The 25,571-nt window shown below is 67.4% G+C and carries 21 protein-coding genes and 2 pseudogenes; 18 read left to right on the plus strand and 5 right to left on the minus strand.

What is annotated here, in order from left to right:
* Positions 1 to 27: 27 nt before the first annotated feature.
* The 10 genes and pseudogenes from trpB to AQ610_RS22205 form a co-directional block, all read left to right on the plus strand.
* Positions 28 to 1,221, plus strand: coding sequence for a tryptophan synthase subunit beta (gene trpB, locus AQ610_RS22160; RefSeq protein WP_006028623.1), 1,194 nt, complete (start codon positions 28 to 30; stop codon positions 1,219 to 1,221).
* A gap of 10 nt (positions 1,222 to 1,231) precedes the next feature.
* A complete protein-coding gene (locus AQ610_RS22165) occupies positions 1,232 to 2,092 on the plus strand; it encodes a DNA-methyltransferase (RefSeq protein ID WP_006028624.1) in 861 nt (286 codons plus the stop codon).
* 42 nt (positions 2,093 to 2,134) lie between these two features.
* Positions 2,135 to 2,950 (plus strand): tryptophan synthase subunit alpha, encoded by an 816-nt coding sequence (gene trpA, locus AQ610_RS22170; RefSeq protein WP_009915661.1) that lies wholly within the window; start codon positions 2,135 to 2,137, stop codon positions 2,948 to 2,950.
* An 81-nt stretch (positions 2,951 to 3,031) separates the two neighbouring features.
* On the plus strand, positions 3,032 to 3,904 hold the full coding sequence (gene accD / locus AQ610_RS22175; protein ID WP_006028626.1) for an acetyl-CoA carboxylase, carboxyltransferase subunit beta: 873 nt from the start codon (positions 3,032 to 3,034) through the stop codon (positions 3,902 to 3,904).
* Positions 3,905 to 4,015: 111 nt separating this feature from the next.
* Positions 4,016 to 5,329 (plus strand): bifunctional tetrahydrofolate synthase/dihydrofolate synthase, encoded by a 1,314-nt coding sequence (gene folC, locus AQ610_RS22180; protein WP_006028627.1) that lies wholly within the window; start codon positions 4,016 to 4,018, stop codon positions 5,327 to 5,329.
* A gap of 119 nt (positions 5,330 to 5,448) precedes the next feature.
* Positions 5,449 to 6,183: an SPOR domain-containing protein gene (locus AQ610_RS22185; RefSeq protein WP_197417887.1), complete on the plus strand. Its 735-nt coding sequence runs from the start codon at positions 5,449 to 5,451 to the stop codon at positions 6,181 to 6,183.
* Between the two features lie 6 nt (positions 6,184 to 6,189).
* Entirely contained in the window at positions 6,190 to 6,684 is a 495-nt protein-coding gene (locus tag AQ610_RS22190; protein ID WP_006028629.1) for a CvpA family protein, read from the plus strand.
* 52 nt (positions 6,685 to 6,736) lie between these two features.
* The gene (purF, locus tag AQ610_RS22195; protein WP_006028630.1) at positions 6,737 to 8,272 is read left to right on the plus strand and encodes an amidophosphoribosyltransferase; all 1,536 of its coding nucleotides are present in this window, start codon (positions 6,737 to 6,739) and stop codon (positions 8,270 to 8,272) included.
* 266 nt (positions 8,273 to 8,538) lie between these two features.
* On the plus strand, positions 8,539 to 9,741 hold the full coding sequence (locus AQ610_RS22200) for an O-succinylhomoserine sulfhydrylase (RefSeq protein ID WP_009915656.1): 1,203 nt from the start codon (positions 8,539 to 8,541) through the stop codon (positions 9,739 to 9,741).
* A pseudogene (locus AQ610_RS22205) lies at positions 9,737 to 9,973 on the plus strand (cupin domain-containing protein); the annotation flags it as partial. The gene AQ610_RS22200 and the pseudogene AQ610_RS22205, both read left to right, overlap by 5 nt.
* Here the strand turns inward: AQ610_RS22205 and AQ610_RS22210 are convergent.
* Genes AQ610_RS22210 through AQ610_RS22220 form a run of 3 tightly spaced genes read right to left on the minus strand, consistent with a single transcriptional unit; the run spans position 9,958 to position 13,050 of the window.
* Complete coding sequence (locus AQ610_RS22210) at positions 9,958 to 10,926, minus strand: NAD-dependent epimerase/dehydratase family protein (protein ID WP_006028633.1); 969 nt, start codon at positions 10,924 to 10,926, stop codon at positions 9,958 to 9,960. The pseudogene AQ610_RS22205 and the gene AQ610_RS22210 sit on opposite strands and share 16 nt — an antisense overlap.
* Positions 10,913 to 11,956 (minus strand): GDP-mannose 4,6-dehydratase, encoded by a 1,044-nt coding sequence (gene gmd / locus AQ610_RS22215; RefSeq protein WP_006028634.1) that lies wholly within the window; start codon positions 11,954 to 11,956, stop codon positions 10,913 to 10,915. Before gmd ends, AQ610_RS22210 begins: the two co-directional genes overlap by 14 nt.
* 35 nt (positions 11,957 to 11,991) lie before the next feature.
* On the minus strand, positions 11,992 to 13,050 hold the full coding sequence (locus AQ610_RS22220) for an acyltransferase family protein (RefSeq protein WP_009915652.1): 1,059 nt from the start codon (positions 13,048 to 13,050) through the stop codon (positions 11,992 to 11,994).
* 93 nt (positions 13,051 to 13,143) lie between these two features.
* Here AQ610_RS22220 and AQ610_RS36330 point away from each other — a divergent pair, with 93 nt between their 5' ends.
* The 4 genes from AQ610_RS36330 to AQ610_RS22240 all read left to right on the plus strand — a co-directional run bounded on the left by AQ610_RS36330 (position 13,144) and on the right by AQ610_RS22240 (position 19,750).
* Positions 13,144 to 13,449, plus strand: a complete 306-nt coding sequence (locus tag AQ610_RS36330; protein ID WP_156436736.1) for a hypothetical protein — start codon at positions 13,144 to 13,146, stop codon at positions 13,447 to 13,449.
* A 170-nt stretch (positions 13,450 to 13,619) separates the two neighbouring features.
* Entirely contained in the window at positions 13,620 to 15,776 is a 2,157-nt protein-coding gene (locus AQ610_RS22230; RefSeq protein WP_006028636.1) for an NHL repeat-containing protein, read from the plus strand.
* Positions 15,777 to 15,824: 48 nt separating this feature from the next.
* Entirely contained in the window at positions 15,825 to 17,291 is a 1,467-nt protein-coding gene (locus tag AQ610_RS22235; RefSeq protein WP_006028637.1) for an oligosaccharide flippase family protein, read from the plus strand.
* Positions 17,288 to 19,750 (plus strand): glycosyltransferase family 4 protein, encoded by a 2,463-nt coding sequence (locus AQ610_RS22240; protein WP_006028638.1) that lies wholly within the window; start codon positions 17,288 to 17,290, stop codon positions 19,748 to 19,750. The genes AQ610_RS22235 and AQ610_RS22240 overlap by 4 nt, the downstream gene beginning before the upstream one ends.
* Before the next feature lie 425 nt (positions 19,751 to 20,175).
* On the opposite strand, the gene AQ610_RS22245 is transcribed toward AQ610_RS22240, so the two are convergent.
* The gene (locus AQ610_RS22245; RefSeq protein ID WP_009915645.1) at positions 20,176 to 21,348 is read right to left on the minus strand and encodes an acyltransferase family protein; all 1,173 of its coding nucleotides are present in this window, start codon (positions 21,346 to 21,348) and stop codon (positions 20,176 to 20,178) included.
* 218 nt (positions 21,349 to 21,566) lie between these two features.
* Here AQ610_RS22245 and AQ610_RS36945 point away from each other — a divergent pair, with 218 nt between their 5' ends.
* The 3 genes from AQ610_RS36945 to galU are packed head-to-tail and all read left to right on the plus strand — an operon-like array spanning position 21,567 to position 22,873.
* Complete coding sequence (locus AQ610_RS36945) at positions 21,567 to 21,710, plus strand: hypothetical protein (protein WP_009915643.1); 144 nt, start codon at positions 21,567 to 21,569, stop codon at positions 21,708 to 21,710.
* The gene (locus tag AQ610_RS38200) at positions 21,711 to 21,992 is read left to right on the plus strand and encodes a hypothetical protein (RefSeq protein WP_009915641.1); all 282 of its coding nucleotides are present in this window, start codon (positions 21,711 to 21,713) and stop codon (positions 21,990 to 21,992) included.
* On the plus strand, positions 21,986 to 22,873 hold the full coding sequence (gene galU / locus AQ610_RS22250) for a UTP--glucose-1-phosphate uridylyltransferase GalU (RefSeq protein WP_009915639.1): 888 nt from the start codon (positions 21,986 to 21,988) through the stop codon (positions 22,871 to 22,873). The genes AQ610_RS38200 and galU overlap by 7 nt, the downstream gene beginning before the upstream one ends.
* 146 nt (positions 22,874 to 23,019) lie before the next feature.
* Here the strand turns inward: galU and AQ610_RS22255 are convergent.
* Positions 23,020 to 24,422, minus strand: a pseudogene (locus tag AQ610_RS22255) (acyltransferase family protein).
* On the opposite strand from AQ610_RS22255, the gene AQ610_RS22260 reads away from it, so the two are divergent.
* Positions 24,421 to 24,864 carry an HU family DNA-binding protein gene (locus tag AQ610_RS22260; RefSeq protein ID WP_015603490.1) on the plus strand — a complete coding sequence of 148 codons (444 nt, stop codon included), beginning with the start codon at positions 24,421 to 24,423 and terminating at the stop codon, positions 24,862 to 24,864. The pseudogene AQ610_RS22255 and the gene AQ610_RS22260 sit on opposite strands and share 2 nt — an antisense overlap.
* Positions 24,865 to 25,571 lie beyond the last annotated feature (707 nt).

Below are 25,571 nucleotides of genomic sequence, written 5' to 3' on the forward strand. Positions count from 1 at the left end.
CCGCGCGGTCGAACCGAGAGTGACGTCATGTATAACCTTCCCGATGATCGTGGCCATTTCGGCCCATATGGCGGCGTGTTCGTCGCCGAAACGCTGATTCACGCGCTCGACGAGCTGCGTGCCGCTTACGAGAAATTCAAGAGCGATCCCGATTTCGTCGCCGAGTACGACCGCGAGCTGAAGCACTTCGTCGGCCGTCCGTCGCCGATCTATCACGCGCAGCGCTGGAGCGAGACGCTCGGCGGCGCGCAGATCTACCTGAAGCGCGAAGACCTGAACCACACGGGCGCGCACAAGATCAACAACGTGATCGGCCAGGCGCTGCTCGCGAAGCGGATGGGCAAGAAGCGCGTGATCGCCGAGACGGGCGCGGGCCAGCACGGCGTCGCGACCGCGACGATCTGCGCGCGCTTCGGGATGGAGTGCGTTGTCTACATGGGCTCGGAAGACGTGCGCCGGCAGGCTGCCAACGTCTACCGGATGAAGCTGCTCGGCGCGACCGTCGTGCCCGTCGAATCCGGCTCGCGCACGCTGAAGGACGCGCTGAACGAGGCGATGCGCGACTGGGTCACGAACATCGAGAACACGTTCTACATCATCGGCACGGTGGCGGGCCCGCACCCGTACCCGATGATGGTGCGCGACTTCCAGCGCGTGATCGGCGACGAATGCAAGGTGCAGATGCCCGAGCTCGCCGGCCGGCAGCCGGATGCGGTGATCGCGTGCGTCGGCGGCGGCTCGAACGCGATGGGCATCTTCTATCCGTACATCGACGACGCGGCCGTCCGGCTGATCGGCGTCGAGGCGGCGGGCGACGGGCTCGACACCGGCCATCACGCGGCTTCGCTGATCGCGGGCAGCCCGGGCGTGCTGCACGGCAACCGCACGTATCTGCTGCAGGACGGCGACGGCCAGATCATCGAGACGCATTCGGTGTCGGCGGGCCTCGACTATCCGGGCGTGGGCCCCGAGCACGCGTGGCTGAAGGACAGCGGCCGCGCGCAGTACGTCGGCATCACCGACGACGAGGCGCTGAAGGCGTTCCACGATTGCTGCCGGATCGAGGGGATCATCCCGGCGCTCGAATCGAGCCACGCGATCGCATACGGCGTGAAGCTCGCGCCGACGCTGCCGAAGGACAAGATCCTGCTCGTCAACCTGTCGGGGCGCGGCGACAAGGACATGCACACGGTCGCCGAGCGATCGGGCCTCGTGCTCTGAACCCCGACCGATGCGCGACCTGATCGAAGAGCCGGGCGGCGGCGCCGCGAGCGACGCGGAAGCGGTTCAGCCTGCCGCCGTCGCGCCGCGCGCGCTGTCCGCCGGCATCGAATTGCACAACCGCGATTTCCTGCACGACGCCGCGAGCCTGCCGGACGCGTCGATCGACCTGATCGTCGCCGATCCGCCGTACGGGCTCGGCAAGGACTACGGCAACGACTCGGACAAGCGCTCGGGCGACGAGCATCTCGCGTGGACGCGCGAGTGGCTCGAACTCGCGATACCGAAGCTCAAGCCCACCGGCTCGATGTACGTGTTCTGCACGTGGCAGTACGCGCCCGAGATCTTCAGCTTCCTGAAGACGAAGCTCACGATGGTCAACGAGATCATCTGGGACCGGCGCGTGCCGAGCATGGGCGGCACGACGCGCCGCTTCACGTCGGTGCACGACAACATCGGCTTTTTCGCGGTTTCGAAGGGCTATTACTTCGATCTCGATCCGGTCCGCATCCCGTACGACGCCGATACGAAGAAGGCCCGCTCGCGCAAGCTGTTCGAAGGCAGCAAGTGGCTGGAGATGGGCTACAACCCGAAGGACGTCTGGTCGGTCTCGCGCCTGCACCGGCAGCACGCGGAGCGCGTCGATCATCCGACCCAGAAGCCGCTCGAAATCATCGAGCGGATGGTGCTCGCGAGCTGCCCGCCGGGCGGCCGCGTGCTCGATCCGTTCATGGGCAGCGGCACGACCGCGGTGGCCTGCGCGCGGCAGCGGCGCGACTTCGTCGGCTACGAGATCAACGAAAGCTATTGCGCGATCGCACGCGAACGCGTCGCGTCGCTCGCGGCAATCTCGGCGCCGGCCGACGCGTGAGCAGCGCGATACGCGCGATAGCAAAACGATTTGGAAAAAGTCATGTCCCGTATTCAGAATACTTTTGCCGCACTCGCCGCCCAAGGCCGCAAGGGGCTGATCCCGTTCATCACCGCGGGCGATCCCGATCCGGCGAGGACCGTCGAACTGATGCACGCGCTCGCCGAAGGCGGCGCCGACGTGATCGAGCTCGGCGTGCCGTTCTCCGATCCGATGGCGGACGGCCCCGTGATCCAGCGCTCGTCGGAGCGCGCGCTCGCGAAGGGCGTGACGCTTCATCGCGTGCTCGACGACGTGAGGCGCTTCCGCGAGCGCGACCAGAAGACGCCCGTCGTGCTGATGGGCTACGCGAATCCGATCGAGCGGATGGGCGAGGATGCGTTCGCGGCGGCCGCGCGCGACGCGGGCGTCGACGGCGTGCTCGTCGTCGACTATCCGCCCGAGGAATCGCACGATTTCGCCGCGAAGATGCAAGCGGCGGGCATCGATCCGATTTTCCTGCTCGCGCCGACCTCGACCGACGACCGGATCGCCGCCGTCGGCCAGGTGGCGAGCGGCTACGTCTACTATGTGTCGCTCAAAGGGGTGACGGGCGCCGCAAATCTGGATGTTTCCAGCATTGCGGGTAAAATCCCGGCCATCAAGTCGCGCGTGCCGCTTCCCGTCGGGGTCGGTTTCGGCATCCGCGACGCCGCGACGGCGCGCGCGGTGGCCGGGGTGGCGGATGCCGTCGTGATCGGCAGCCGCCTCGTCCAGTTGCTGGAGCAGGCCGCGCCGGAGAACGCCGCCGCCGAGCTCCAGGGGTTCGTCGCCGAGTTGCGCGCCGCGATCGACGGCGCGGCGAAGCCGGCGGCGTAAGCCGCACGCGACACGTCAACACAAGCTGACCGCGGGCCGGGCGCGCAACGCCCGGTCCGTCACCGAACAGGAAACCATACGATGAGCTGGCTCGACAAACTGTTGCCGCCGAAGATCAAGCAGACCGATCCGAAAAGCCGCAAGGGGATTCCCGAGGGCCTGTGGGTCAAGTGCCCGTCGTGCGAAGCGGTGCTGTACCGCAACGACGTCGACGCGAATCAGCACGTGTGCCCGAAGTGCGATCACCACATGCGCATCGGCGCGCGCGAGCGCCTCGACGCGCTGCTCGATCCGGAAGGCCGCTACGAGATCGGCCAGGAGATCGTCCCGGTCGATACGCTGAAGTTCAAGGACAGCCGCAAGTATCCGGACCGTCTGAAGGAAGCGATGGACGAGACGGGCGAGACCGACGCGATGGTCGTGATGGGCGGCGCGATCCACACGCTGCCCGTCGTCGCCGCGTGCTTCGAGTTCTCGTTCATGGGCGGCTCGATGGGCTCGGTCGTCGGCGAGCGCTTCGTGCGCGGCGCGCAGAACGCGCTCGAGCAGCAGGTGCCGTTCATCTGCTTTGCCGCGTCGGGCGGCGCGCGGATGCAGGAGAGCCTGCTGTCGCTGATGCAGATGGCGAAGACCACCGCGATGCTGACGAAGCTGTCCGAGGCGAAGCTGCCGTTCATCTCGGTGCTGACCGATCCGACGATGGGCGGCGTGTCGGCGAGCTTCGCGTTTCTCGGCGACGTCGTGATCGCCGAGCCGAAGGCGCTGATCGGCTTCGCCGGCCCGCGCGTGATCGAGCAGACGGTGCGCGAGAAGCTGCCGGAAGGCTTCCAGCGCGCGGAGTTCCTGCTGCAGAAGGGTGCGATCGACATGATCGTCGACCGCCGCAAGATGCGCGACGAAATCGCGCAGTTGCTCGCGCTGTTGCAGCGCCAGCCGGCCGACGCGCTGGCTTGACGGCCGCGCGCGTGATCGCACGACCGCGCGCCGCTCGGCTTGCGCCGAGCGGCGCGTTTGTTTTTTCGGCGTATCCGTTTTGATTCGCCGCTTTGATTCGCCTTGGATTCGATGAGCACTTTTTCCACTCTCGACGCGTGGCTCTCGCACCTCGAAAGCGCGCATCCCGTCGGCATCGACATGGGCCTCACCCGCATCGGCCGGGTCAAGGACGCGTTGAAGCTCGAATTCGCGTGCCCGGTGATCACGGTCGGCGGCACGAACGGCAAGGGCTCGACCTGTGCATTCCTCGAGACGATCCTGACGCGCGCGGGCTACAAGGTCGGCTGCCACACGTCGCCGCATCTGCTGCGCTTCAACGAGCGCGCGCGCATCGACGGCCGGATCGTCGACGACGAAGCGCTGCTGCCGCACTTCGAGGCGGTCGAGGCGGCGCGCACGAGCCTGCCGGAGCCGGTGTCGCTCACGTACTTCGAGTTCACGACGCTCGCGATCATGCACTTGTTCGCGTCGCGCGGGCTCGACGCGGTGATCCTCGAAGTGGGGCTCGGCGGCCGGCTCGACGCGGTCAACGTGATCGATACCGATTGCGCGATCGTGACGAGCATCGACGTCGACCACATCGACTATCTCGGCGACACGCGCGAGAAGATCGCGTTCGAGAAGGCGGGCATCTTCCGGCCGGGCAAGCCCGCGATCTGCGGCGACCCGGCGCCGCCGCACGCGCTCGTCGACCATGCGGCCGCGATCGGCGCGGATCTGTGGCTCGTCGGGCGCGACTTCCGCTGCTCGACGCAGCCGGGCAGCGAGCGCCAGCAATGGGCGTACCTCGGCCGCGACAAGCGCTATCCGGCGCTCGCGTATCCGGCGCTGCGCGGCGCGAACCAGTTGCTCAACGCGTCGGCGGCGCTCGCCGCGCTCGAGGCGCTGCGCGAGCGGCTGCCCGTGTCCGCGCAGGACATCCGGCTCGGGCTCGCGAACGTCGAGCTGCCGGGGCGTTTCCAGGTGCTGCCCGGCAAGCCGCTCGTGCTGCTCGACGTCGCGCACAATCCGCACGCGGCCGCGGTGCTCGCGCAGAATCTCGATTCGATGGGCTACTACCCGTACACGCACGCGGTGTTCGGCGCGATGGCAGACAAGGATCTCGTGGGAATCGTCGCGCGGCTGAAGGGCGCGATCGATCACTGGCATCTGACCGATCTGCCGCTGCCGCGCGCGGCGTCGGCCGACGTGCTCGAGCGCGTGCTGCGCGGCGCGGGCGTCGAGAACGGCGCGCAGCACAGCGTCACGCGCCACGCGGCGCCGGCCGATGCGTTCCTCGATGCACTAAAAAGCGCATCCGACAATGATAGAATTGTGGTTTTCGGTAGCTTCTACACGGTAGCGGGCGTGATGCCCGTCGTGGACCGCCGCCATGACCACTGACTGACGAGTAGCTTCGGGTTCAGCCATACATGGGAATTTTCTCGTTCGGCAAGAAAGAGGACGACGCGCCGCAAAGGCGCGGGGCGCGGTCCGGCGCCCGGGCCGTGCGCACCGAACGCGTGGAACGCCGTTCGCGCCGCACCGAGCGGCCCGATACCGACGCACTGCTGCTCGATCCGACCCTTCCTGAAAAACAACGCGCGCGCCGGCGGCTCGTCGGCGCGATCGCACTCGTCGTCGCCGCGGTGATCGTGCTGCCGATGGTGCTCGATTCGCATCCGAAGCCCGTCACCGACGACGTCCAGATCGACATCCCGAATCGCCCGTCGCACCAGGCGGCCGCCGCGAACGACGAAGACGCGTCGGACGTCCAGGCGGGCGTCGCGCACGACGAGCCGCCCGCGTCCGAGACGGCCGCTGCCGCCGCGCCCGCGCCTGCCGTAGCCGCCAAATCGGATGTGAAGCCGGATGTGAAGCCGGACACGAAGACGGGCGCCAAGGAAGCCAGGAAGGCCCAGACCGCCGCCGCGCAGAAGCCGGCCGCGCAGCCGTCGGCCGATGCGGTCCCGGCGTCGCGCGCGCCGGCCGCGACCGCATCGGCCGACGGCGACGCGTCTTCGCCCGCATCGCCGCCCGGCGCGCGCTTCGCGCTGCAGCTCGGCGCGTTCCGCGACGACGCGGCCGCCCGCAACTGGGCGACGAAGCTGAAGGCGGCGGGCGTGCCCGCGTATGTCGAGCACCGCAAGCAGGCCGACGGCAGTACGGCTACACTGTTGCGCGCGGGGCCGTTCGCCGATCGCGTGGCCGCTTCCGCCGCGATCGCGAAGGTGCGCGAAGCGGGCCTCACGCAGTAACGGGCGATGCTGACTGCTTTCGATTACGCCGTGCTGCTGGTGATCGGTTTGTCGGCGCTGCGCGGCGCGTGGCGGGGATTCGTCGGCGAGATCTTCGGCCTGATCGGCTGGATCGCCGCATTTCTGATCGCGTGCCGTTTCGTCGGCGTCGTGCTGCCCTATATTCCGGCGACTTGGCCGGGCGGCGCGCTGACCCAGTGGGTCGTCGCGTTCGCGTTGATCATCATCGGCGTCGTGCTCGTCGCGGGCGTCGCGAACGCGCTGCTGTCGCGGATCGCGCAGGCGACGGGCCTGGGCGGCGTCGACCGGTCGCTCGGCATGATGTTCGGCCTCGTGCGCGGCGTGCTGCTCGTGCTGCTGCTCGTCGCGGCGGCGGGACTCACCGAGCTGCCGAAACAGGATTTCTGGCGCGACGCGTTGCTGCGTCCGTTCGCCGAACAGGGCGTGCGCGAGCTCAAGCCGCTCTTGCCCGACGGGCTCGCTGCGTACATTCACGTCTGATCCGCGCGAGCGCACCGACCGAACCGTTTTTTGTATCGTTGAAGGACATGCCATGTGCGGCATCGTAGGCGTTATCTCCCAGTCCCCGGTCAACCAGCTTGTCTACGACAGCCTGCTGCTGCTGCAGCATCGCGGTCAGGACGCGGCGGGCATCGCGACGGCGGACGGCAGCAATTTCCATATGTACAAGGCGAACGGCATGGTGCGCGACGTGTTCCGCACGCGCAACATGCGCAGCCTGCCCGGCACGGCCGGGATCGGTCAGGTCCGTTACCCGACGGCGGGCTCCGCGTCGAGTGAAGCCGAAGCGCAACCGTTCTACGTGAATGCGCCGTTCGGCATCATCCTCGCGCACAACGGCAACCTGACGAACTGGCAGCAGTTGAAGGACGAGATGTTCCGCATCGACCGCCGCCACATCAACACGAATTCCGACAGCGAGGTGCTGCTGAACGTGCTCGCGCACGAGCTGCAGCTCTCGACGACGGGCCTCGAGCTCGATCCCGATTCGCTGTTCAAGGCGGTCGCGGGCGTGCACCGCCGCGCGCGCGGCTCGTATGCGATCGTGTCGCTGATCGCGGGCTACGGCCTGCTCGCGTTCCGCGATCCGTTCGGCATCCGCCCGCTTTGCATCGGCAAGCTCGAAACCGAACAGGGCACCGAGTGGATCGTCGCGTCGGAATCGGTCGCGGTCGAGGGCATCGGCTTCGAATTCGTCCGCGACGTGAAGCCGGGCGAGGCGGTCTTCATCGACGTGAACGGCAGGTTCCACAGCCGCCAGTGCGCGGACAAGCCGAGCCTGAACCCGTGCATGTTCGAGTACGTGTACCTCGCGCGCCCGGATTCGTGCCTCGACGGCGTGCCCGTCTACAACGTGCGCCTGCGCATGGGCGACTACCTCGCCGAGAAGGTCAGGCGCGAGCTGCCGAACGTGCCGATCGACGTCGTGATGCCGATTCCCGATTCGTCGCGGCCGGCTGCGATGCAGGTGGCGGCGAAGCTCGGCGTCGAGTATCGCGAGGGCTTCTTCAAGAACCGTTATGTCGGCCGCACGTTCATCATGCCCGGCCAGGCGGTGCGCAAGAAGTCGGTGCGCCAGAAGCTCAACGCGATGAGCATCGAGTTCAAGGACAAGCACGTGCTGATCGTCGACGATTCGATCGTGCGCGGCACCACCTCGCACGAGATCGTGCAGATGGCGCGCGACGCGGGCGCGAAATCGGTGATCTTCGCTTCGGCGGCGCCGCCCGTGAAATTCCCGAACGTCTACGGGATCGACATGCCGACGCGCGGCGAGCTCGTCGCGCACGGCCGCACCGACGAGGAAGTCGCGAAGATCATCGGCGCCGATTACCTGATCTACCAGGACGTCGACGATCTGCGCCGCGCGGTGCGCGACATCAACCCGTCGCTCGAGGGCTTCGAGGCGTCGTGCTTCGACGGCGACTACATCACGGGCGACGTCACGCCCGAGTATCTGGACGCGATCGAGCGCGCGCGCCTCGCGCCCGCGTCGCAGGCGGATCGCGATCCGAGCGGCGAAGGCGCCGAGCGCTCGCAGATGAACCTGCAACTGTCGGTCGAGTGAGCGCCCGCGCACATGACCGAAAAGGCGTGATACGATGGCGCCTTGCGTCGATTTGATTTCAGCTTGCGGACGCGGGGCAACCCGAAACAGCTAAAGCGAAGGCCGGCGAGCAGCGCCACGTCGGCCCGAGTCGATAGCTGTTCGTACCGCACACCAAGCCCGCTGATGCCGACGCATGAGCGGGCTTTTTGTTGATCTGCGCATCGCGGCATGCGCGCCGTGCGGTGCGCATGGCGGCGATGCGCTTGAAAACGGATGAACGGAACATGGACGACTCTCTCAACTTCGACACGCTCGCCGTCCGCTCGGGCACGCTGCGCAGCGAATTCAACGAGCATTCGGAAGCGCTCTTCCTGACGTCGAGCTTCTGCTACGCGAGCGCGGCCGAGGCGGCCGAGCGCTTCAAGCATTCGGAAGACTATTACACGTACTCGCGCTTCACGAACCCGACCGTCACGATGTTCCAGGACCGCCTCGCGGCGCTCGAGGGCGGCGAGGCGTGCATCGCGACCGCGTCCGGGATGGCGGCGATCACGTCGGTCGTGATGGCCGCGTTGCAGGCGGGCGACCACCTCGTCAGCTCGCGCAGCCTGTTCGGCTCGACGCTCGGGCTGTTCGGCCAGATCTTCGCGAAGTTCGGGATCACGACGACGTTTGTCGATCCGGCCGATCTCGACGCATGGCGCGCCGCCGTGCGCCCCGAGACGAAGATGTTCTTCCTCGAGACGCCGTCGAACCCGATGACGGAGCTCGCCGACATCGAGGCGATCGGCAAGATCGCGAAGGCCGCGAACGCGCTCTTCGTCGTCGACAACTGTTTCTGCAGCCCGGTGCTGCAGCAGCCGCTCAAGCTCGGCGCGGACGTCGTGATGCACTCGGCGACCAAGTTCCTCGACGGCCAGGGCCGCGTGCTCGGCGGCGCGCTCGTCGGGTCGAAGGCGTTCATCATGGAGAAGGTGTTCCCGTTCGTGCGCACCGCGGGGCCGACGCTGTCCGCGTTCAACGCGTGGGTGCTGCTCAAGGGGATGGAGACGCTGTCGCTGCGCGTGAACCGGCAATCGGAGAACGCGCTCGAGATCGCCCGCTGGCTCGAAGCGCATCCGGCCGTCAAGCGCGTGTTCTATCCGGGGCTCGAATCGCACCCGCAGCATGCGCTCGCGAAGCGTCAGCAGAAGTCGGGCGGCTCGGTCGTGTCGTTCGAGCTGAAGGGCGACACGCCGGAGCAGCAGCGCGCGAACGCGTGGCGCGTGATCGACGGCACGAAGATCGTGTCGATCACCGCGAACCTCGGCGACACGCGCACGACGATCACGCATCCGGCGACGACGACGCACAGCCGGATCGCGCCAGAGGCGCGCGAGGCGGCGGGGATTACCGAAGGGCTGATCCGGCTCGCGGTCGGACTCGAGGCTCCGGCGGACATCCGCGACGATCTCGCGCGCGGGCTCGCGGGCGGGTTCGCGGGCTGACGAGGACGAGATGTTCTACGTCGTCTACGGCAGCTTGCGCATTCAATTCGAGGGGCGCGACGACGTCGTGCTGAATGCCGGCGACTTCTGCATCGTGCCGAAGAACACGATGCACAACCCGGTCGCCGATGCGGAGTGCGGGATCGCGCTGATCGAGACCGTCACGACGCTGCACACGGGCGACACGCCGTCGCCGCTCGCGAAGAGCATCGACGCTCAGCTCGCCGGCTGACCCGCGCGCGCGGCGAGCGCCGCGCGCATGTCGCCGTACATCCAGCGCAGCGTCTCGTCGAGCGGCGTGCGGCGCGCGTCGCCGATCACGCCGCGCAGCTTCTGCCGCGAGCCGACCAGCTTCTTCACCTCGTTTGCGCGCACGAAGCGCGGATCGACGCTCACGTCGATCACGTAGCCCGCGATCCGCGCGAGCATCGCCAGCACTTCCTTCAACGCATGGCCGCGCTCCGCGCACACGTTGAACGTCTCGCCCGCGGGCGCGGCGTCGACGAGCCGCGCGTAGGCGTCGACGACGTCGCGCACGTCGGAGAAATCGCGGCTCACGTCGAGATTGCCAAGCGAGATCCGCGGCTCGCCGCGCGCGTAATGCGCGACGAGCTTCGGCAGCAGATACGCGTCGCTCTGGCCGACGCCCGTATAGTTGAACGGCCGCGCGATCACGATCGGCAGGCGGTCGAGCCAGAGCTTCGCCATGTATTCCATCGCGAGCTTGCTGACCGCGTAGTCGTTCGCGGGCCGCGGCGGCGCCGATTCGTCGAGCACTTCGATCGGCGCGTTGCCGTAGACGTTCGCGCTGCTCGCGAGCAGCACCGCGTCCGGGCTCGCGTCGAGGCCCGCGAGCGACGCGAGCAGGTTGCGCGTGCCGACCACGTTGACGAGGTACGTGTCCTGCGGATCGCCGTGCGCGACGTGCGCGCGCGCGGCGAGGTGCACGACCGCGTGCGGCCGTGCGTCGGCGACCGCCGCGTGCAGCGAGTCGACGTCGAGCAGATCCGCCTTCACGCAGCGCCAGCGCCGCAGCAGCGGGTCGCCCGGCGCGTCGGTGTCGGGCGCGACCGTGCCCCACACGTCGTAGCCGTCGGCTTCGAGGCGCGCGGCGAGATGGCGGCCGGTGAAGCCCGCGATGCCGGTGACGAGCGCGCGCCGCGCGCCGGGCTCAGAAGGTCTCATGGTGGCGGTTGCGCGTGATGTCGGCTTCGACCATCATCCGGCACAGTTCCTCGAGCGTCGTCTTCGGGGCCCAGCCGAGCTTGTCCTTCGCCTTGTCCGCGCAACCGATCAGCAGATCGACTTCGGCGGGGCGGTAGAACTTCGGATTCACCGACACGAGCACGTTGCCCGTCGCCGTGTCGATGCCGCGCTCGTCCTCGGCCTTGCCGCTCCATTCGAGCTGGTAGCCGGCCGCCGCGAACGCCATCCGCACGAAATCGCGGACCGTCTCGGTGCGGTTCGTCGCGAGCACGTAGGTATCGGGCCTGTCCACCTGCAGCATTCGCCACATCCCTTCGACGTACTCGAGCGCGAAGCCCCAGTCGCGCTTCGCATCCATGTTGCCGAGCTCGAGCCGGTTCGCCTTGCCGAGCTTGATCTTCGCGACGGTGTCGGTGATCTTGCGCGTGACGAACTCGCGCCCGCGCAGCGGCGATTCGTGATTGAACAGGATCCCGCTCGAGCCGAAGATGCCGTACGACTCGCGATAGTTGACCGTCGTCCAGTGCGCGAACAGCTTCGCGACGCCGTATGGGCTGCGCGGATAGAACGGCGTGCTCTCGGTTTGCGGAATCGCCTGCACCTTGCCGAACATCTCCGAGGTCGACGCCTGGTAGTAGCGGGTCTTCGGGTTCACAATGCGGATCGCCTCGAGCAGGTTCAGCGCGCCGAGGCCCGTGACTTCGGCCGTCGTCGCCGGCTGGTCGAACGATACGCCGACGAAGCTCTGCGCGGCGAGGTTGTACAGCTCGTCCGGCTGCGTGCGTTCGATGAGGCGCAGGCTCGAGCCGAGATCGGTCAGGTCGTGCTCGACGAGCGTCAAGTTCGGATGCTTGTCGACGCCGAGTTCGGCGATGCGCCAGAAGTTCACCGAGCTCGTGCGGCGATACGTGCCGACGACTTCGTAGCCCTTGTCGAGCAGAAGCTTCGTCAGATAAGCGCCGTCCTGGCCCGTTATCCCGGTGATGATCGCCTTGCGTGCTTGGGTCATTGCGGTTTCCTAATCGAACGATGGAGTGAATCGGATCATGCGGATGCGCGCGCGGCGCCCGCGAGCGCCGGCCGGGGCGCGCCGCGCGTCAGGCGCCGCTCGAAGCCGTACCAGCTCGCGCTCGCGTACCCGAGCGTGATGGCGAACGCGAGCGCGGCCGTCAGGTAGCGGTTCAGATGCAGCGGCCAGAGCGCGTACAGCACGCTCAGGTGGACGAGATAGATCGTGTAGCTGACGGTGCCGACATAGACGAGCGCGGGATTCGTCAGCACGCGCTGCACGAGGCCGCGCCCGCGCAGCGCGATCACGACGATCGACGTGCACAGCACGAGCGACACGCTGTAGAGCGTCGCATTGGAGAGGGGCGTGTTTGCCGCGCGAAAGCGCGGGAACGACAAATGCAGCCACGCGAGCACCGCGAGCGCCGCGCAGGCGGCCGCGATCGCCGCGCCGTAGTACGGCTCGAGCGCGCGCCGGTCGCGGCGCAGCGCGACGGCGAGGAGCGCGCCCGCGGCGAGCAGGTCCATCCGGAACGGCGTCAGGTAGTAGATCGGCCAGAACGAATCGAACCACGGCGTCGCGAGCGCGCGCAGAAGCGGCGCCGCGACGATCAGCGCGGCCGCGACCCACGCGAGCGCGCGCGCCGGAACGAGCAGCACGACGAACGGCCAGAAGATGTAGAACTGCTCCTCGACGGCGAGCGACCACAGCACGTTCAGGCTGTCGTGCCCGATGCTGCCGAGCGACAGCCCGATATTCGTCGAGAAGAACGCATACCAAGGCCAGTGCCTCGCCCATTCGACGCCGAACAGGATCGACGACACGACGAGCAGCAGCAGATACGGCGGCAGGATGCGGCGCACGCGGCGCGCGTAGAAATAGCCGAAGTACGACGCGCCGCGCGCCTTGCGCTCGAGCAGGATGCCGGTGATGAGCAGGCCGCTCAGCACGAAGAAGAGGTCGACGCCGATCCACAGCGGGGCCTTCAGCGCATGCTGGAAGAACACCGCGAGCACGGCGAGCGCGCGCAGGCCATCGAGCTGGACGATGCGGCCGGCGTGGGCGGGCGGGGCAACGAGCGTATCGCGAGTCATCGGGCACGGGGGCGAACGACGACGATCCGGCGCCGGCCGCGCATTGCGCTTTCTGCGCGCTCGCTCCGAATCGTTGTGCATCCGCTGAAATAAATGAAAGATCGAGTCGAAATCGATTCTAGGGAAAAGAAATCGGCAAAAAAACGCGCCGAGATTCGTTCGATTTTTTCCGCAAGCGGCGCGGCGGCCGCATTCACGGGGCGCGGCGAGCGAATTCGGCGTGGCATTCGACCCCGATCGCCTTGGCCGCGCATGCTGCGGCGCGGCATTTTCTACGCGTCCGCGCGGGTGCCGCCGGTCGTTCTTGCCGGCGCGCGGCCATGCGAAACGATTCGATTTGATCATTCGATACATTCTTGCGCGTCGAAATATCCGCAAATATTTCCAAATTTCTTGTGAATATTTTTGCTTGTAACCTGCTTCGCATCGTTTGAAACCTATTTTGCGATGCATGCATGCGTCGCAAACGCACGAGCGTTTCGCGCGTCGGGCTCGCTGGTGGCCGGGCGCGCCGGCGTCTCGTCACGGTCGAAGGGAGAAGCGTCTTGCGACGTTTGATGCGAATGGGAGTGGCGGTGTGCGCGGCGGCGACGCTCGCGGGCGCCGCGCGAGCGGAGAACGTGCTGCCCGCGACGACGTCGTGGATCGGCAATACCTATGGCTACGGCGACGGCACGTGGACGCAGATCGACATTCGCGCGATCGCGGTCACGCCCGACGGCAAGGTGTATACGAACGCGCCGTGGGACGAGAGCGGCGCGGAGGCGAGCGTCTATCAGGACGGCAAGATGCTCGGCTTCGCGGGCGGCACGCACGGCTGGGGCAACGCGGGCGGCAGCGCGATCGCGGTGAACAGCCGTTATGCGTACGTCGCGATCGCGGTCGGCAACGAGAAGGGCCGGCTCGTCGCGCCGGGCATCTGGCCGGACAAGGGCCGGCAGTGGTACGGCATCTCGCGCCGCGAGATCGGCGATGTGAAAGAGGCCGCGCCGTTTCGCAGCGCGAAGGCGGGCGACGCGCGCGCGAAGCTCGCGGCGAGCTTCCTGATGGTCAACGACGTGCCGACCGACACGCACGCGGAAGTCGCCGGGCTCGCCGCGAACGACAACGCACTGTACGCGACCGATCCGCTGCACGACACCGTCAACGTGTACGACGCGCAGACGATGCAGAAGAAAGGCGCGTGGAGCGCGCGCGAGCCGGGCCGGATCGCGCTCGCGGCCGACGGCACGCTGTGGTTGTTGACCGACACGCGCAACGGGCCGGCGAAGCTCGCGCACGTGCGGCCCGACGGCCGCGCGATCGACGACGCGCCCGAGCTGCCGTCGGGCGTCGACGCCGTCGACGTCGCGACCGACGCGAAGGGCCGCGTGCTCGTCGCCGACAATGGCGCGCGCCAGCAGATCCTGATCTTCTCGAAATCGGCCGAAGGCGGCTACGCGATGAGCGGCGCGCTCGGCGAGCGCGGCGGCATCTTCTCGGGCTACGCGGGCCGGCCGGGGCCGCAGCGCTTCAACGGGCTGACGGGCGTCGGCGTCGATCGCGCGGGCAATGTGTATGTGGCGACGAACGGCATCGGCCCGCGTCACGGCACGATCGGCGCGGGGCTCGGCAGCACGCTCGAGAGCTATGCGCCCGACGGCCGGCTGCGCTGGCAGGTGCAGGGCCTGTTGTTCGTCGACGGCGCGTGGATCGATCCGGGCCGGCCGAACAGCGTCTACACCGGCAACAAGCGCTTCGAGCTCGATCTGTCGAAGCCCGTGGGCAAGGAATGGAAATATGCGGGATTCCTGTCGAATCGCTTCAAGTATCCGGACGATCCGGTGTTCAACACCGATCAATGGCCGGGAATGCCGTTCGCGCGCAAGGTCGCGGGCCGCACGTTCCTGTACCTGACCGACATGTACGCCGATCATCTGAAGATCTATCGCTTCGATCCGAAGCGCGACGGCGAGACGGCGATTCCGTCGGGGCTGCTCGCGGGGCGCGCGCGGCCCGTCGACAAGGTGCCGAACCGGCCTCCGGGCGGCGACTGGATCTGGCGCGACGCGAACGGAAACGGCCGCTTCGACGAAGGCGAATTCGAGCTGAACACGACCGGCAAGGGCATGGCGGGCGGCTGGGGCTGGTGGGTCGACACGAACGGCGACATCTGGCGCACGAGCGACACGCGCGGCATCCGGCGCTTTCGCTTCGGCGGGCTCGACAAGGCCGGCAACCCGATCTACTCGTACGACAAGCTGACGACGTACCCGACGCCCGCGCCGTTCACCGAGCTGCGCCGCGCGCTGTACGACGCGTCCGCGGACACGCTGTACGTGACGGGCTACACGGCCGACGCGGCGCGCGTCGGCGGCCTGTCGAAGGAGGTGGGGCGCGTGCTCGTGCGTTTCGACAAGTGGTCGAGCGGCTCCCCCGTCGTGCGCTATCAGGTTTCGCTGCCGTGGCAGCTCGACGCGAAGCCGATCTTCACGCTGATCGGGCTGACGCTCGAGGGGCGCTATCTGTTCGGCGTCGAGCCGGTCGGCACGGTGCACGTGTACGACAAGGACAACGGCCGCGAGCTCGGCGTGATCAAGCCGGGGCCGGAGGTCGGGCGCGCGTCCGGCTGGGTCGACGTGCCGTTCGGGATCAGCGCGTACCGGCGCGAGAACGGCGAGTACCTGATCTTCGTCGAGGAGGACGCGCGCGGCAAGGTGATGATGTATCGATGGAGGCCGCAATGACCGGCGCGGGAGCGACGGCGGGCGCGAACGGAGCGGGGCGGCGCGACCATGGATAAAGGCATGCTGAAGAACGTCGCGATCAATTTCTTCGGATTGATCCTGCCGACCTTCGTGTCGCTCGTGACGGTGCCCGCGTACATCAAGGCGCTCGGCGTCGAGCGTTACGGCGTCGTGAGCCTCGTGTGGACGCTGATCGGCTATTTCGGGATTCTCGATCTCGGGATGAGCATGGCCGCGCAGAACCACATCTCGAAGGCGCTCGCGGGCGGCGACGCGAAAGAGAGCGCGCGCGTGTTCTGGAGCGCGTTCTGGCTGAACCTGGCCACGGGCGTCGCGGGCGGCCTGCTGATCTACTTCGGCGCGTTCATGTACACGGCGTACTTCACGAAGGTGTCGGCCGAGCTGCAGCACGAGGTGTATCTCGCGCTGCCGTGGCTCGCGCTCGCGATTCCGCTCGCGAACGTGTCATGGGTGTTCGCGGGCGCGATCAACGGCGCCGAGCGTTTCGGCGTGTTCAACACGAACCAGACGATCGGCACGTTCCTGTTCCAGTTGATGCCGCTCTTCGCCGCGTGGCTCGTCGCGCCGACGCTGCAGGTCGTGCTCGCGGCCGCGGTGGGCGCGCGCCTCATCGCGGCGGTGATGCTCGGCGCGGCCAGCATGAAGGTGCTCGGCATCCGCAGGATCGAGCCGCCGCAGCTCGGCACCGCGAAGGGGCTCTTCAACTTCGGCGGCTGGATGCTGATCGCGAGCATGACGGGCATGATCGCCGACACGCTCGACCGCGTGATGCTCGGCGCCGGGCTCGGCGCGAAGTACGTCACGTATTACACGGTGCCGCAGAACCTCGTCACGCGCCTGAACATGCTGCCGAACGCGCTCGTGCGCACGCTGTTCCCGCGGCTGTCGGCCGTCGGCCGCGATCACGCGGACACGCTCGTCAAGCAGTCGCTCGAATTCCTGAACGGCGTGTTCACGCCGATCGCGATCGCCGCGGTCTTCGCGCTCGGGCCGTTTCTCACGCTGTGGGTCGGCCGGGATCTCGCGGAGCTGTCGGCGCCCGTCGGGCGCGTGCTCGTGATCAGCGTGTGGCTCGTCGGCCAGGCGAGCGTCACGCGCATCCTGATCCAGTCGCAGGTGAACCCCGCGCGCGCGGCGGCCGCGGGCCTCGTGCAGATGCCGTTCTTCGTCGGCGCGCTGTGGGTCGGCATCCACCATTTCGGGCTGATCGGCGCGGCGGTGGTCGTCGCGGCGCGCGCGCTCGTCGATTACGGCGTGCTGCTGTATCTGTCCGCGATCCGGATGCGCGCGATCGCGCTCGACATGTTCGCACACCTCGCGTTCCTGCTCGCGAGCCTGTACGTCGCGCATGCGCTGCCGGGCCTCGCCGCCGCGATCGCCGCGTGCGCGGCCGCGGTCGCGCTGAATGTCGGCTGGTCGATCACGATGACGCCCGGCATGCGCGCGCTCGCGCGCAGCGTGCTCGTGCGTCTGAACCCGAGGAAGAGCGTATGAATCGCGATCTTGCAGAACATCCGTTGCAGCGCGCCGCGACGTTTCAGGACGTCGAGCGCGCCGCGCGCGACGCGCGCATCGCCGATGCGCCGCCCCCCGCGCATCGCGCGCGCGATGCGGCGCGGCCGCTGCGCGTCGCGGTCGTCCACGACTGGCTCGTCACCTACGCGGGCGCCGAGCGCGTGCTCGAGCAGATCGTCGCGTGCTTTCCGGACGCGGACCTGTTCGGTCTCGTCGATTTCCTCGACGACCGCACGTTCCTGCGCGGCAAGCCGGTCACGACGTCGTTCATCCAGAAGCTGCCGTACGCGCGCACGAAGTACCGCAGCTACCTGCCGCTGATGCCGCTCGCGATCGAGCAGCTCGACGTATCCGCGTACGATCTCGTGATCTCGAGCAGCCACGCGGTCGCGAAGGGCATCCTGACCGGGCCGGACCAGGTGCACGTGAGCTACGTGCATTCGCCGATCCGCTACGCGTGGGATCTCCAGCATCAGTACCTCGAACAATCGCAGCTCACGCGCGGCGTCAAATCGGCGCTCGCGCGGCTGATCCTGCATTACATCCGCAACTGGGACGTGCGCACGTCGAATTCGGTCGACCGTTTCGTCGCGAACTCGGCGTTCATCGCGCGGCGCATCCACAAGGTCTATCAGCGCGACGCGGCGATCGTGTTTCCGCCCGTCGACGTCGACGCGTTCACGCTGTCGATGAAGAAGGAAGACTTCTATCTGACCGCGTCGCGGATGGTGCCGTACAAGAAGATCGACCTGATCGTCGACGCGTTCGCGCAGATGCCGGAGCGCCGGCTCGTCGTGATCGGCGACGGGCCGGACATGCGCAAGATCCGCGCGAAGGCCGCGCCGAACGTCGAGATCATGGGCTATCAGCCGTTTTCGGTGTTGCAGGACCGGATGCGCCGCGCGAAGGCGTTCGTGTTCGCGGCCGAGGAGGATTTCGGGATCTCGGTCGTCGAGGCGCAGGCATGCGGCACGCCCGTGATCGCGTTCGGCAAGGGCGGCGCGCTCGAGACGGTGCGCGACGCGGCGTCGCACGAGCGGCCGACCGGCGTGTTCTTCGACGAGCAGAGCGCGCGGGCGATCGTCGCCGCGGTCGACGATTTCGAGCGCGCGCCGGCGCGCTTCAAGCCGGAGGATTGCCGCGCGAACGCCGAGCGGTTCTCCGCTGCGCATTTCCGGCGGCGCTTCGTCGCGCAGATCGACGCGCTGCTGCCGAACGCGCAGGCGCGCGCGAAGCTGGCGGGCGCGGCGCAGCCGGCCGGCCGCGCGTCGCTCGCGGCGCGCGGCCTGAAGGCGCTCGTGCTCGATCAGAGCGGCGTGCTGGGCGGCGCCGAGCTGTCGCTGCTCGAGATCATGAAGCACCTGCGCGATTCGGCCGACGTCGTGCTGTTCGACGACGGGCCGTTTCGCGCGGCGCTCGACGAAGCGGGCGCGCGGGTCGACGTCGTCGGCCAGCGCGCGCTCGCGGGCGTGCACAAGCAGGGCGGCGTGTCGCTGCGCGCGGCGGGCAGCCTGCTCGCGCTCGTGCGCGAAGTCGCGCGTCGCGCGCGCGACGCCGACGTGATCTACGCGAACACGCAGCGCGCGATGGTGGTGGGCGCGCTCGCCGGGCGGCTCGCGCGCAAGCCGGTGGTCTGGCATCTGCGCGACATCGTGAGCGAAGCGCACTTCGGCCCGAAGCAGCGGCTCGCGATCAAGCAATGCGCGCGGCTCGGCGTGACGCGCGTGATCGCGAACTCGGACGCGTCCGCGCGGGCGTTTCTCGAATTGACGGGCTTCGAGCGGCGCGCGGTGCAGGTCGTCTTCAACGGCATTTCGGCCGAGCCCTTCGTCGCGCTGGAACCGGTCCGCCAGGCCGCGCTGCGCGTGCGCTTCGGGCTGCCCGCCGATGCGTGGATCGTCGGCTCGTTCAGCCGGCTTGCGCACTGGAAAGGGCAGCACGTGCTGCTCGAGGCGGCGCGGCTCTATCCGGACATGCACGTCGCGCTCGTCGGCGCGCCGCTCTTCGGCGAGGACGAGTACGCGGCCGAACTGCGCGGCTTCGTCGCACTGCACGGGCTTGGCGAGCGCGTGCATTTCCTCGGCTTTCAGCGCGACGTCGCCGCTTGCATGAAGGCGGTCGATGTCGTCGCGCACACGTCGATCACGCCGGAGCCGTTCGGCCGCGTGATCGTCGAAGGGATGCTCGCGAAGCGGCCCGTCGTCGCGGCGCGGGCGGGCGGCGTCGTCGAGATCATCGACGACGACGTGAACGGCCTGCTCCGCGAGCCCGGCGACGCGCATGCGCTCGCCGACGCGCTCGCCGCGCTGCGCACCGACGCGGTGCTCTGCGAGCGGCTCGTCGCGAACGGCTACGACACCGCGGTGAACCGGTTCGGCACGCAGACCTACGTCGAGCAGGTCGAGCGGATTCTCGTCGAGACTGCGCGGCGGCGGTGAAACCGGTTTTGTCGTGAGCGCGGGCGCGGCGAGCGGCTGCGGGAATGACTTCGCGGCCGGCGATATCGGCGACCGGATGCCCTGATTGTTGCGTGCTCGTTCACGTTGCTGAACGCCGCGCCCGATGCACACATGCGGCCGTTCATTTCCGGTTGTTTCGTCGACGTCCGGACAAGACGCGCTGTCGGCCGATATCCGAATCCACGTGAGATCCGCAGCGGGTTGCGCGCTTGCGGCAACACCACGTTAAGCCGTTCGTCGCGACGCCGCCGTGCCAATGCGCGATCTGACGGAGGATGAAGCGAGCGTCGGCTGCATGGATTCGTGCCGTGGCGGGCGATCCGGCTCGATTGGCTGTCCTGCCGGTTTCAAGAGGGCGACTGCACGCAGCCGGCTCGCGTGCCGTGAGCCGCGCGCATCGCCCGTCAGACGGGCATCTGCCGCTGCGCGGCCGCCGCGACGGCCCGCTTCGGCTTGAGGCTCGCCGACCAGCGCATCGCCGGCAGCTCGAACATCCGGTAGAACAGGTACGCGACGGGGACGACGGCCGCGATGAACGCGAACGACGGCCAGATCGACAACTGCAGCTCCGAGCGGTACAGCACCGACGCCAGGCACACGAAGAACGGCAGGTGGATCAGGTACAGCGAATAGCTGAAGTCGCCGAACCACGACAGCACCCGCATCGGCACGGACGCGGACACGGGCCGCGCGAGCGCCGCGTACAGATAGCATGCGAAGCCGGCTGCCCATAGCTGAAACGCGCCATACTGCCCGAAATGGAACGCGACGCAGCCGAGCGCGACGCCGGCCGCCGCGGCCGCGTACCAGAGCCGCGACGGCGCCGGCGCAGCGTGCGCGTCGCGTTGCGCGCGGACGTCGGCGATCCACGCGCCGACCGTCCAAGACAGCCAGTACGACGTGAAGAATTGCAGATCGTGCCGTTCGAGCAGCCAGGCCGACACGACGTTGACGAGCGCGATCGCGACGACGACGGGCAGCATCCCGAAGCGGCGTCGCGCCGCGAAGAGGAGCGGATAGATCGCGTAGAACTGCACTTCGAGCGACAGCGTCCACAGCGCGCCGTTCGAGCCGTACGTGTAGCCCGCGACGCCCTGCAGCGACAGCAGGTTGACGACGAACGACGTGAGCCCGATGTCGCGGATCTTGTGGCTGACGGGCTCGAACTGCAGGCTGATCGAATCGAACACGAGCGTCGCGACGAGCGCGGCGAGCAGCACCGGGTAGATGCGCGCGAAGCGGCGCGCCCAGAAGTTCGGCGCGTTGAGCCGGTATGACGGATCGGCGGCGAGCTTGAGCGCCGCGTTGCGATGGATGCAATAGCCGCTGATCACGAAGAAGATCGGCACGCCGGCCGAGCCCCATGCGAACGGAAACGTCAGGTAGCCGGCGATCGCGCTCGGGTCGAGCGAATGGCCATACGTCCGATGGAAGTGCTGCATTCCCACCCACGCGACCTGCCGGCAGTGGAAGTACGCGACAAGCAGCGCGGCGAAGCCGCGCAGCGCGTCGATCAGGTGTTCCTTGTGGTCGGTGGCGCTCGGCCGCGCACCCGACGCCATGCTCGAAGCATTCATGCGATCCGGTTCCTTGCAATGAGAAAGGCGCAAAAGACGCCATTCGATCGTAATCCGCAAGAAATCCGGACGGGAGAATAAAAAAATCGCCTATTGAATAGATGTAATTAAACGTATCCGTTCGTAACGGTTCTCGCGTTGCGGCATGGCGGCAAATTATTTATCGATTTTTTTCTGATAGCTTGAGATCCCATGTCGATTGAAGGAAGGAGTGCGCGATGGACATGCATTGGATTGCAAGCGGCGCCGTATTGCTCGTGATGGCCGTTCTGTCGGCCTATCGGGACGCATTGAAGAACGAGCCGATCAACCGTTTCGGCTTCGGTCGCGGCGGCGCGCCGTATTCGGAGGAATTCGAATAATTGAACGCGCCGGATCGAATCGGTAAATTGTCGCGAAGCACCCGGCGGGTCGGCAAGATCGACCGACTTCGCGGCGATTATCCGAATATGCTTATATCCGGACAACTCTTTCATATTAATGAGAGCAGCGCCGGAGCGAGCGGATCTTTATTCAGATTGATGGGTTGCCGGCGCGTCGAATGCCGAGGCGCACCGTCCGTCGAGCGCAGCCGCGCCCGGCGTGCGCCCCCGACATTTGACGTCCGGCCAATCGTCAACACTTTCGGGATGCGATCATGTTGAAAGTCACCAAAGCCGTGTTCCCCGTTGCCGGTCTCGGCACACGGTTTTTGCCCGCCACCAAGGCGAGTCCGAAGGAAATGCTGCCCGTCGTCGACAAGCCGCTGATCCAGTATGCGGTCGAAGAGGCGATCAATGCGGGCATCACCGAGATGATCTTCGTGACGGGCCGCAGCAAGCGCGCGATCGAAGATCACTTCGACAAATCGTTCGAGATCGAATCCGAGCTCGAGGCGCGCGGCAAGGAAAAGCTGCTCGAGCTCGTGCGCGGCATCAAGCCGAGCCACGTCGACTGCTTCTACGTGCGCCAGCCGGCCGCGCTCGGCCTGGGCCACGCGGTGCTCTGCGCGGAGAAGCTCGTGCACGGCGAGCCGTTCGCGGTGATCCTCGCCGACGATCTGCTGCACGGCGACCAGCCGGTGCTCAAGCAGCTCGTCGACGTCTTCAACCACTATCACAGCTCGGTGATCGGCGTCGAGACGATCGAGCGCGAGGACAGTCGCTCGTACGGCGTCGTCGAGGGCCGCGAGTGGGAAGAGGACATCATCAAGCTGTCGGGCATCATCGAGAAGCCGGCGCCCGAGCATGCGCCGTCGAATCTCGGCGTCGTCGGGCGCTACGTGCTGATGCCGAGCATCTTCGAGCATCTGCGCAAGATCAAGCCGGGCGCGGGCGGCGAGCTGCAACTGACGGACGCGGTGCAGTCGCTGCTGACCGAGGAGCAGGTGCTCGCGTACCGCTACTACGGCACCCGCTTCGACTGCGGCAGCAAGCTCGGCTATCTGAAGGCGACGGTCGAGCTCGCGCTCCAGCATCCGGAAGTGGGCCGCGAATTCGAGGCGTACCTGCGCAACTGCCTGCCGGTGCTCGCCGCGGTCGCTTAGCATCCCTGTCTTTTGACGTCCAAGGTGTGTGGTGGTTGTTCCGTTGGCCCCGGTTCTCGCGAGCCGGGGCATTTTTGTATCCGGACGGAGCGGAGCGAGGCGGGAAGGCGCTCGCCGCGGCACGCGCCCATGCTCCGGCGCGCCGGTCAGCGCGCGGCCGGACGTTCGCTCGGCGCGAACCGGCGGCGCAGCGCGGCGTCGAGCGGCTTCTTGTAGTCGAGCACGCGCTTTTCCAGGTACTGCCACGACAGATGTGCGAGCAGCACCGCGAGCAGGAATTGCAGGATTTCGGGCAGCAGTTCCTGCAGCGCGAGCGGAACGCGCAGCCGTTCGTAGAGGCCCGGCATCACGCCGATGCGCTCGGGAATCAGGTTGTGGAACAGATAGAACCCGTAGCTGATCGTGCCGAGGTACGCGAGCGGCGCCTGCTCGAGCAGCGAGACGGCCGGATGTTCGGGACGGCTCACGATCCAGAACAGCAGGATGGCGATCGACACGCCAAGGCCGATGTCCGCGACGCCGCCCGCCGTCGCGGAAAGCGGTGCGGCCCATAGCGCGAGCGTCGCGCAGAACGCGGCGCCCGCCGCGCCGATCCACGGCATCAGCGCGCCCGCGACGCCTTCGGGCGCCGCCGCGCCGCCGCTGCGCAGGATTGCGCCGATGCCGCCGAGCGCGATCAACGCGAAATTCCACGGCGAAAACGCGTAAATGAGCACGGGCGACGCGTGCTGCAAATAGAGCAGCAGATGCGCGGCGGCGGCGAGCGCGACGGTCGCGGCGCAAATCGCGAGATGGCGCGATGCGCGGGTGGCGAGCAGCACGATCGGCGCGATCAGGTAGAACTGCTGCTCGACGGCGAGGCTCCAGAAGTGCGACGTGCTGCCCGGCCAGCCCTCCTTGACGACGCCGATCCAATAGTCCGATAGAAACACCGCGTGCCAGCGCAGCCCGAGATCGACGTCGTGCTGATAGAGATGGCGATGCGCGATCGCGATCGCGGCGAGCAGCAGGTAGTAGACGGGCAGGATGCGCAGCGCGCGCTTGCCCGCGAACAGCCAGAACGCGTAGCGGCGGCACGACGTGCCGCGCTCGATCGCGAGCCGGCTGCGGTGCAGCTCGCCGACGATCAGGAAGCCGCTGATGAGGAAGAACGTCCAGACGCCGATCTGGCCGACGTCGACCGCGCCGAAGTGCGCGCGGTGCGACAGGAAGACGAGTGTGACGGCGACGGCGCGCAGGCCGTCGAGCCCTCTCACGTGTTTGACTGCGCGCATTCCAGGTCCCAAGCGATGCGATGCCGACGGACAGTATAGGAATGCAAATGTCGAACATAATTCGCTCGGGCGATTCGATATGCGACGTAAAACCGCTGCGCGCGCGGGCCGAAACGACATCCGTAGTCAGCGGCGCGCAACAAAACCTGCGGGAAACCCGCGGATAACGCATAAAAGTGCTGCACGAAGCGGCGCGGCGCTTGTAGAATCCGGCGTTGAAGCTCGCATGTCGCGCGCTTCGTGTATCCAACGACCACACCTGGTAGGAGAAACATGGCGACTTCCGCAAAAAAGGTGGCTAAGAAGGCTGCCGCACCGGCCAAGAAAGTGGCTGCCAAAAAAGCAGCGCCCGCGAAGAAAGTAGTGGCGAAGAAGGCTGTCGCGAAGGCGCCCGCCGCTCCGACGCCGCTCAAGGACAAGTTCACGAAGGCTTCGCTCGCGACGCACATCGCCGAGCGCGCAGCCATCGAAGTGAAGGCTGTCAAGGCAGTGCTCGCGGCACTCGAGAACGTCGTGCTGGGCTCGGTCCACAAGAAGGGCGCAGGCGAGTTCACGCTGCCGGGTCTGCTGAAGATCACGGCGCAAGCCGTGCCGGCGAAGAAGAAGCGCTTCGGCAAGGACCCGTTCACGGGCGAAGAGCGCTGGTTCCCGGCGAAGCCGGCCAGCGTGCGCGTGAAGGCTCGCGCGCTGAAGAAGCTGAAGGATGCGGCAGCGTAAGGACGGCGTGCGGTTTGCCGGAATCGTCCGGTAGCTGCGACAGTCCGAAAAAATCCCCGCGTGCGCGAGCGCGCGGGGATTTTTTTGTCCGCGTGCGGGCGGAGCGCAGCGTGCGGTTGCGAACGCAAGGCGCGTGGCGTGATGACGAGCGTCGATCGGGAATGCTCGCGGCAACGTAGTGAGATGTACGTTTCTCGTTTGCCGTCGAACGATGGACCGATGCGGTTGCGGTGCGACGAGATGTCACCGCGCGATACGCGATGCGCGCGGAGTCGCTGACGTTCGAGCGAGCGGCCGCGGCAGCCGCACGGCGATCGATGACTCGCCGCATGAAGGTGCGGGTTCATTTTGAGAGGGCGCACGGACTGATACGCCGGCACAGGCGTTCAAATTCGCATTCGCTGGGGCAGCGGCGTCATGCTGGATGATCGGGAGGCCGATGCGACGCGTCGACGATGCTTCCTGCACGATCCCGAAGCGATCGACCAGTCGTCGACGACGTTCGTCCTTGCCGAGCCTTGGGCGCGTCGAACAGGCCGGCCCGGGGCAGAGGCGTTGCCGAAGCCTTCGGAGCGCGCGTAGCGCCCGCTATGCGGCTCCGCGCGCATGGTCCGCACGCGGCGTCCCGCGCGATGTCGTCGATCGGTCGCCGCCTCGCGATTCACGCGTCACGCACGGCGCACGCATCACAAAAAAGCCAGCCTGGC

The organism is Burkholderia humptydooensis, assembly GCF_001513745.1.
GTDB lineage: Bacteria > Pseudomonadota > Gammaproteobacteria > Burkholderiales > Burkholderiaceae > Burkholderia > Burkholderia humptydooensis.